The sequence below is a fragment of the Streptomyces sp. NPDC026062 genome (assembly GCF_055568375.1).
On sequence record NZ_JBVHOQ010000091.1, the window covers coordinates 1 to 8,608 of the forward strand.

The window sequence follows — 8,608 nt, forward strand, 5'->3', positions numbered from 1 at the left end:
CGGACGAACTCCCACTCGGCATCCGACAGTTCATGGCGACGTATCACCCGACCATGATCCACCACACAAGATCATTTGACGACAGAACCTAGGACAATGCTCCATCCGCTCCGGGGAAAAGCGCGGCGGTCCTGCTCGCTCATTGCTGTCCCGTGCCCCGGGACGGTATTGAAGCTCTCCCGCTCAATTCGGGGAGCACGGTCTCGACGTGCTTGCGGGGGACCCGCAGGTGGCCCTCTCTGTCGAAGCAAGGGGCTGGACAGCATGTACAGGAATCCGGCGGCGCATGGTCCCCGGCTCAGCCGCCCGGTCGGCGACAAGGAGCCTGACTGCCTTGTCGATGGTCCACTGCCGCCTCGAAGCTGCCCGTACACAGCCCTGGCCGTCCGCGGCGGCCTCGTTGTCGGCCGTCGCAGTCGTTCGACTGCCCGGGGCTGTGCCCCGTGGCCAAGGCGCAGGCCGTCTCTGTCGGGGGTGATGGTGAGGGCCGTAAACGGCATGGTCGTCGGCCAGATCGGAGGCGATCGCGTCGGCTTCCCCGCCGTCTGACTTCCTTGTGCGTGATCGTAGTTGAGTAGACGTCAGTTGACGGTCACGCGTCGGGGCGTGGGGCCTACGGTCTTTCTGCGAGTGTTCGGACCGTGATCGGGGCCGAGGCACTCCCCTTCGCTGTCGCTGTGGGGCGTAGCCTCGCCGAGTAGTCGGTCGGGGGTGACAGCGCGGGCTGGTCAGGCTCCGGGCCGTGACCGGACCGGTGTTGGTGATCGAGTTGGCGGAGCCCTCCCCGGCGTGGCGGTCCAGCGGCTCCGCACGTTCTTGCTCGGCGTCTTGGCACGGTTCGCGGAGTTGCGGGGCCGGCGATTACGGCCTGGACATTCACGCGGAGTGTCTCGGGATCACGGATGGGGGCAGACGTATGCCGGCCCGTCCTGGTGTCTCGCATGGGCCTGGGATCGGTGACGAGGCTGTCTTCGAGGCCGAGTACGCCGATGGAGCCGACCGGGAACCCCTCGTCGGCTCCGCCCCTTCCCACGCGGTCGGCGCCATCGCGTTCTGCAACCGTCCTGTCGGCCGCCTCATCACGGCCCTGCTGACCGCCGCCGTCATGGACGGCGAGGGCGTGGAGGTTTGGGAGATCGTCCTGCCGGAGATCGCCGAGCAGGCGCGGCCCCGTTCGCGAGGGCCAGTTGCTCCGGCTCACCGCTGGAGCCTCCGGCAAGACCTGCTTCCGCGGCAACGGCAAACGAGAAGCCCACGGTCTCGAAGCCGGGATCGCCGGCCTCCTCGCCCTTGAGTTCCGGCTGCGGGCGAGAGGCGGAGCACCGGCGGATGGTGGCGTGCCCGTCTCTTTGGGAACGGACACTCCACCCAGTACGGCTGAGCCTTCCCGAGTCGCGAGCGAGATCCATGGGCGAATGTGTCAGCCACGCCACCGTGCCGGCCTACGCGGGTTCCCCGGAGTCGGCTGCGTCGCCGGGGCGGGCCTCGGTCGCGTTTGCGACCTCCTGCGCCAGGCCGGGCTGTGGAGTACGGAACCAGAAGTGGCCGCCCGGCCAGAGCCGGGCGGTGAACGGGCCGTCCGTGAATTCGCGCCAGCCGTCGAGGCACTCCGGCGGCACCGCGCCGTCATCGTGCGCGCCGAATGCGAGCACCGGGCAGGAGAGCCGGGCGGACGGGCCCGCGACGCGGTACACCGCCGCGATCTCGCAGTCGTGGCGGAGCGTGGGCAGCACCATGGCCAGCAGTTCGGGCTCCTCGACGATGTCCGCCGGGACGGCGCCGCCGTCGATCAGCGCCTGGGTGAGCTCCTCGTCCGGTACTCCGGACAGCGGGCGTTCCCCGCTGAGGAGCCGCAGCGGGCTGTCGGTGTCCGCGACGGCTCCGGGGGGCATCGACGAGGACAGGACCAGTCCGGGGCACCGGAGGCCCGCCTCCCGCAGCCGGAGCGCGGTCTCCACCGCGGCGTAGCCGCCCATGCTGTGCCCGATCAGCAATGGTCCGGGCCGGGGCGGGCGGTCCGGTGCCAGGGCCAGGTACTCCGCGGTGACGGCGGCGGCGACGTCGCCCACGGAGCCGGCCGGGGGGGCGTCGAGCCGCAGGCCCCGTCCCGGGTAGTGGACCGCGAGGTGGCGGTATCCCGGCAGTTGGCCGCCGTACTCGCGCAGCGCGTGCACGCTGCCACCCGCGAACGGGAACTGGATCGCTACGGGCGCCTCCGGGCCGGGCGGGGTGCCCAGTTCGAAGAGGTGGGTCGACAGGCGCTTCACTGCTTCTCCTTCTCGTTCAGTCGCTGAACGGGATCCCGGTGCCGTCCGAACCGCCCGCCGCGCGTGCCGGGTCTCGCCGGCCGCGGCCGTGTCACCGGCCCGTTCGCGGTGTGTGGGAAGGAGGCGCTCACCGCGTTGACGTGGATGCCGGATGGGAGCATCCGGGCGGTGACAAGCGGCTCGCGCGTGGCGGTGGTGGTGCACACCACGATGTCGGTGTCGGCCGCGGCGGTCGTCGGGTCGCGAGCCGGCCCGGACTTCAGGCCCACCTCCGACGCGGTCCAGCCGGCCAGTTCGCCGGCTGCTTCGGGCCGGCGGCGGCTCCGCACCCGGACCCTCGCGATGGGCCGGACCTCGGTCAGGGCGCGCGGGCGGGCGCGGGCCTGGACGCCCGCCCCGAGCACAGCCGGTTCGGTGCTGTCCGGCCCGGCGGGCAGGTCGGTGGCGGCGGAGGACGTCGCGGCGGTGCGGATCGCGGTCAGCTCCGCGCTGTCGATGACGGCGTTGGGCCGGCCGTTCACTGCGCCGCACATGGTGGCCACCAGGCGGTGCGGGGAGTGGCCGGGCGACGGGTCGCCCGGGTCCCCGGGCCGCCTTGTCGACGGGGCGACGGGGCGACGGGGCGACGGGGCGACGGGGCGACGGGGAAGACTGCCGTGAGCTTGACGGCCAGCGGTTCCCCGGCGACCTCCGTGGGCATGACCGCGAGGGTGTTCTGCCCGCTCAACGGGGCCACCAGGCGGGGTGGCCGGCCCGCCCGCTGCCCGGTGGGGCGGGCAGCGGCCCTGCGCGTCGCTTCGATGGCGCGTCCATCGTGCAGAGGCTGCGCACCGTCCCGGCGTCAATGATCAGCATTGTGGCGCTTCCTAGATCGACTGGCCGATGATTTCCTTCATGACCTCGGTGCTGCCCCCGTAGATTCGCTGCGCCCGGCTGTCGACGTAGGCGCGCCCGATCATCGAGTCCCGCGAATAGCCCTGGGCGCCGTGGAGTTGGAGGCACCGGTCGGTGACCCGACCGCACAGCTCGGTGTTCCACCACTTGGCCATCGATGCCTCCTCCGTCGTCAGCTCACGGTCCGCGTGGCGGACGATGCACTGGTCGGTGAAGGCCCGGGCCACGTGTACTTCGGTGGTCAACTCGGCGAGCATGAACCTGACGTGCTGGAGGTCGAGCAGTTCACCGCCGAACACCCTTCGGCTGTGGGCATGTTCGATGGTCTCCTCCAGCACGCGTTCTGCCAGGGCGAGCGCCGAGACCGCGATGGACAACCGTTCCCTGGGCAGGTTTTCCAGCAGATAGAGGAAGCCCAGTCCCTCGTCCCCGAGCCGGTGGTCCACCGGCACCCGGACGTCGTGGAAGAAGAAATCGACGGTGTCCAGCGACCGCACACCGATCTTGGTCTCGGCCCGGCCGACGACCACTCCCGCCAGGTCCAGCCGCACCAGCAGCAGGACGGCCGGTGGCGGTCCGCCGCGCGGCCGCTGTCCGTCCGTGGCCAACCGGGCCAGCACCAGCAGATAGTCGGCCAGACTCCCGTGCGTGACGTAGGACTTCTGGCCGTTCAGGACGTAGCGGTCGCCGTCGCGCCGGGCGGTGGTGCAGATGGCCGAGACGTCGCTGCCGGCCTCCGGCTCGGTGATGGCGATGGCGCCCACCGCGTCGCCGGAGCAGAATTCCGGCAGCCAGCGGTCCTTCTGCTCCGGGGTGCACAGTGTGTTCAGGAACCCGCCGACGACCTCGCTGTGCAAGTTGAACGCCGGGCTGAGGGTGCCGGCCCGGGCCATCTCCTCGCTCCACACCGCCTGGAAACGGTAGTCGTCGACGCCTCCGCCGCCGTACTTCGTGTCCAGGTGCATGCCGAGCAGGCCGGCGCGGCCGGCGGCACGCCACAGCTCGCGGTCGACGACCCCTGCCGCCTCCCAGCGGTCCAGATGGGGCAGCACCTCCCGATCGACGAACGCCCTGGCGGTGCCGCGGAAGATGTCGTGCTCCGCCTCGAAGATCCGGCGTTTCATCACAGCGCCTGCCCGATGGCGCCGAGTTCCCCGTCGGCTCCCGCGGGCGCGCCGATGGTGGGCAGCAGTTGTCGCAGGCGTTGGACCATCACGTGGCAGTACGCGGCGTTCTGCTCGATGTCGCGCCGCCGGGGATGCGGCATCTTGCCCTCCTGCGGGTGGGTGATGCGCAGCCGGGTCCCGGTGCCGGGCGCGATGCCCTGCTCCGCCAGGAACCGCCGGTCGTCCTCGTCGGTCCCGACCTCGAACTCGGTGGGCCCGACGTGCTCCAGGCGGAGGCGGGAGAGCGGCACGCCCGGCGGCTGGACATTCTCACGGTAGATGTAGGGGCGTGTGAGGAGGTCGACGTCGAGCAGCAGCGGCACGTGCGGGTCGGACCACCACGGCTGTGCCTGGCAGAAGCCGGACAGCAGCTGGTCGAACTCGGCCCGCCGCGAGTTGAGCAGCATGTGCGCCACCTTGCCCACGTTGAGCAGGCTGTAGTTGTCCGCCGTGTCGACGGACTCGGCGAAGAAGCGGCTGACCGGGTTGTCCGCGTCCCGCAGGAAGAGGGAGGCGTCGGTGAAGAACTGCTCGTAGGGGAGGATGCCTGTGCGGTCCAGATAGGCCGACAGGTGGTACAGGCCGCGCGCGTTGTAGAGGCTGTGCATCGCGTAGTAGCACCAGGTGCCCTCGACGCACTCCTCGCGGGTGACCCACTTGGTCGTGACCACGACGTCGGCCTCGGCGGCCGGCTCCTGGGCCCGCTCGACCTCGATGCCCATCAGTTCCCGCTGCTCGTACAACGTGGTGTTGTGCAGGAGTAGTTGGGGATAGATGGTCAGGGTGTCCGCGCCGAGCCGGCAGAGCTTGGCGATGCCCTGCTTGAAGGTGTCGAGGGTCTCGCCCGGCAGCGGCCAGATCATCTCGACGAAGGAGCTGATGTTCCGCTCGCGCAGCGACCGTTGGAGGTCGGTGTAGGTCGACTCGCGAATGTTGGCCCGGTCGATTATCTCCAGCGCGGTCGGGTTGACCGTCTGCAACGAGATGGGCTGGCTGGTGATCAGGCCGCCGCGGACCAGGATCTCGGTGATCTCCGCCACCCGCTCCGGGCGGTTCTTGGCTGCGGCGATCACCATCGATGTGGGGAAGCCGTGCCGCTGCTTGGCGGCGATGAGATGCCGGCTGAGGTCCACGTCCCGCGGCGAGAGGCCCCAGTTGGCGTCGGCGATGAAGACGCTGGCGACGCCGTGTTCGGCGATCCAGTCGATGTCGGCCCGTACTCGCTCTTCTTCGAACTTGTAGACCTTCGAGTGGGTGGCCGCGCCCCAGAAGCAGAAACCGCAGCTGAACGGGCAGCCGCGGTTCGTCTCCAGGACCGTGAAGGTGTACTCGCCCTCGTCGAAGATGCCGGCGGCGAAGGGCGAGGGGATGCTGTCGAGCTGGTCGATCCGGGGCCGCTTGTCGGTGTCGATCAGCTCACCGTCCGGCGACCAGTGGCTGATCCCGCCGACTTGTGCGAAGTCCGGTTCTGCGGTGCGGAGTTGGAGCAGTAATTCGTAGAAGGTGTGCTCGCCCTCGCCGTTGCACACCACCACACGGGGCGTCCCGGGCGGGACGTACTCGCGGATGTGGTTGATGACCTGGGGTCCGCCCAGCACGTAGTAGGCGTCGGGCCGGGCGGCCATCAGTTCCGGCAGGACCCGGGTGATCAGGCCCATGTTCCAGATGTAGCAGCTGAAGGCGTAGGTGTGGCTGTCGCGTGCGACCAGCTCGCGTAAGAGGTCGTCCGGTTCGATCGACAGGCCGGTCGAGTAGATGTCGAACTCGAAGCTCTCCCGGATCACGGGGTCCTGCTGGGCGTAGGCATGTAAGTATCCCGCGACGAGGGGGACTGTGTTCTCGTAGACCGACAGTTCGATGATGGTGACCCGTTCAGCGCGCGGCATCGCCGCCCCCTTCGGTTGCCTGGTCGACGAATCGGGCGAGATCGCCGAGCACCGAATACCGGTACAGGTCCTCGGGGACGAGGACGATGCCCGCTCGGCGCGCCTTGTTGATCAATCGCATCGCGAGCAGTGAGTCACCGCCGCGGTCGAAGAAGTCGTCGGTGCCCTCGATGTCCTGCACCCTCAGCACCTCGGCCCAGAGTTCGCGCAGCACCGCCTGGGAGGTGCGCGCCGGCTCGGCCGCGGTGCCGCCCGGCAACGCACGGCCGGCCAGCTCGGCGCGGTCGTGCTTGCCGTTGGGAGTGAGCGGAAGGGTGTCGACAGTGATCAGGACGTGCGGGGACATCAGCTTCGGCAGGTACGCGGCGGTGTGTTCCCGCAGTGTCCGCTCGTCGACTCCGCCGGTGGTGACCAGGTAGGCGACCAGGTGTTCGGCGCCGTCGGGCGACCGGTGCAGCACGACGGCGGCGGCCCGCACCCGTGGGTGGCGCAGCAGGACGCCTTCCACCTCGCCCGGTTCGATCCGGACGCCGTTGACCTTGAGCTGGGAGTCGGCCCGGCCCACGAAGTGCAGGGTGCCGTCCGCGTCCTGGCGTACCAGGTCGCCGGTGCGGTAGCACAGCGCGTCCGGTTCCTCGGCCTGCGGGTCGGGGAGGAAGCCGCCGGTGCCCGGCGTCGGGTCGCCGACGTAGCCCCGGGCCACCGCCGGGCCGCTCAGGTGGAGCTCGCCGGGCACGCCCGCCGGGCACGGCTGGCCGTCCGGCGACAGGACGCGGGCGCGCACGGACGGGATCGGCCGGCCGATGGGTGGCGGTTCGGCCGAACCGAAGTCCAGCACCCTGGCGCAGGTGGCGACGACCGTGCACTCGGTCGGGCCGTAGTTGTTGTAGAGGCGGAACGGCGGAGGCTCGGCCGGCGGGCGGGCCAGGCGGTCTCCGCCGACCAGCATCGCGCGCAGCGCGCGGGTGCCCTTGGCGGTCTGCGGCCAGGGGGCGGCCAGCAGTTCCACCGCCAGCGGGGTCGGGATGAAGCAGACCGTGATCCCGCTGCTCGACAGCCAGTCGCGCAAGCGCTCCGGCGACCTGGTGACGGCGGGGTCGGCCACGTACAGGGCCGCGCCGTTCGCCAGGCACGGCCAGACCTCCATGGCCCAGGCGTCGAAGGAGGGTGAGGCGATCTGGGTCATCCGGTCGTCCCGGGTGATCAGGTACTGCCCGGTGTACCAGGTGACCAGGTTGGCCAGGCCGTGGTGGGCGACCCGGACTCCCTTGGGCAGTCCGGTGGAGCCCGAGGTGTAGCAGAGGTAGGCCAGTTCGCTGCCGTCGTGCGGGTCCAGCGGGTCGACCGGGTCGGCGGGTTCGGCGGGCAGCCGGTCGATGAGGAGCACGGGGGTGGGGACGTCGGTGAGGTCGTCGGCCGATTCTTCCCGAGTGACCAGCACGCGCGCGGCGGAATCCTCGAGGAGGTGGCTCGCCCGCCGGCTCGGCTGCTCGGTGTCCACCAGCAGGTAGGGCCGACCGGCCAGTAACGCGGCCACCGCAGCCGTCACCAGCTCGCCGCCGCGCGGCAGCCGGATGGCCACGACGTCGTCCGCCCGGGTCGCCACGACGGCCATGCGCGAGGCCAACGCGTCCGCGTGCTCGACCAGTCGGCCGTATGTCAGAACCGCTCCGGTGCCTTCGACCACGGCCGGCGCGTCAGGATGCGAGGCGGCTTGGCGGCGGATCGAGGAAACGAGCAGTTGTCTGCTCTCTGCCGCGGAGACGATCCCTCTGCCGCGGAGCCCCGCCGCCGCTAAGTCTGATTCAGGGTCAGCGACGGCTGTCGAATCGGGAAATTGCAAGGACTCAACCATGGATTCCCGCCCGTCAGACGTTGTCTTCATAGTTGTGGCTCATCGAGCACACCGAATCATTTGAAACGCGAAAACCCAGTCCCCGTATCGGTCGACTGCCGACCGCTCCACCGGATGGTCATAGCGTTGAAATCGGGATGATCGAAACTTGTCGCTCAAGTGTACGCACATTCGGCGCGTCGCGGCAAGGTGACCATCCCCTTGCACCCACAATAAACTGACGAATGATGACAAAACTGACCATTGACACCTGACAGGTAAAGTGCGGAACATATCGGAGAACATTATGAAAAACCCGAAACGTACCTCCCGGTCCTGGCTGCAGCGGCCGACGGGACGCCCTTGGCGGCGAATTTCGGGTCACGTGACAGTGACCTTTTCCCTTCAGTGCCAAATTCGCTTCCGATCCGGATATCGCCGTCGCTCTGCCGCGCGATGAGGCGCATATTGATCAGAAACTCATTGGGTTCAGGCTCGTTGACGGTGTGTGAGTGATCTGGTGGGGGATGCGCGGACCTGGTCGCCGGACGCGCAGGAGGC

General features: G+C 69.6%; 6 protein-coding genes. 1 reads left to right on the forward strand and 5 read right to left on the reverse strand.

What is annotated here, in order from left to right; translation table 11 throughout:
• The first annotated feature begins 760 nt into the window (after positions 1-760).
• Entirely contained in the window at positions 761-1,294 is a 534-nt protein-coding gene (locus tag ACZ4LX_RS37440) for a DUF6368 family protein (protein ID WP_467721400.1), read from the forward strand.
• Positions 1,295-1,442: 148 nt separating this feature from the next.
• Here the strand turns inward: ACZ4LX_RS37440 and ACZ4LX_RS37445 are convergent, their stop codons facing one another.
• The 5 genes from ACZ4LX_RS37445 to ACZ4LX_RS37465 all read right to left on the reverse strand — a co-directional run bounded on the left by ACZ4LX_RS37445 (position 1,443) and on the right by ACZ4LX_RS37465 (position 8,098).
• The gene (locus tag ACZ4LX_RS37445) at positions 1,443-2,267 is read right to left on the reverse strand and encodes a thioesterase II family protein (protein ID WP_467651778.1); all 825 of its coding nucleotides are present in this window, start codon (positions 2,265-2,267) and stop codon (positions 1,443-1,445) included.
• Positions 2,264-2,800 (reverse strand): hypothetical protein, encoded by a 537-nt coding sequence (locus ACZ4LX_RS37450; RefSeq protein ID WP_467651776.1) that lies wholly within the window; start codon positions 2,798-2,800, stop codon positions 2,264-2,266. Before ACZ4LX_RS37450 ends, ACZ4LX_RS37445 begins: the two co-directional genes overlap by 4 nt.
• Positions 2,801-3,133: 333 nt before the next feature.
• Entirely contained in the window at positions 3,134-4,285 is a 1,152-nt protein-coding gene (locus ACZ4LX_RS37455) for an acyl-CoA dehydrogenase family protein (protein ID WP_467651774.1), read from the reverse strand.
• A complete protein-coding gene (locus ACZ4LX_RS37460; RefSeq protein WP_467651772.1) occupies positions 4,285-6,213 on the reverse strand; it encodes a B12-binding domain-containing radical SAM protein in 1,929 nt (642 codons plus the stop codon). Before ACZ4LX_RS37460 ends, ACZ4LX_RS37455 begins: the two co-directional genes overlap by 1 nt.
• Positions 6,200-8,098, reverse strand: coding sequence for a non-ribosomal peptide synthetase (locus tag ACZ4LX_RS37465; protein WP_467721398.1), 1,899 nt, complete (start codon positions 8,096-8,098; stop codon positions 6,200-6,202). The genes ACZ4LX_RS37460 and ACZ4LX_RS37465 overlap by 14 nt, the downstream gene beginning before the upstream one ends.
• Positions 8,099-8,608: the final 510 nt, after the last annotated feature.

Bases quoted from the DNA above. Each gene is read 5' to 3' on its own strand.
- ACZ4LX_RS37450 (WP_467651776.1), bottom strand. From the start codon at position 2,800: ATGTGCGGCGCAGTGAACGGCCGGCCCAACGCCGTCATCGACAGCGCG.
- ACZ4LX_RS37455 (WP_467651774.1), bottom strand. From the start codon at position 4,285: ATGAAACGCCGGATCTTCGAGGCGGAGCACGACATCTTCCGCGGCACC.
- ACZ4LX_RS37460 (WP_467651772.1), bottom strand. From the start codon at position 6,213: ATGCCGCGCGCTGAACGGGTCACCATCATCGAACTGTCGGTCTACGAG.
- ACZ4LX_RS37465 (WP_467721398.1), bottom strand. From the start codon at position 8,098: ATGAAGACAACGTCTGACGGGCGGGAATCCATGGTTGAGTCCTTGCAA.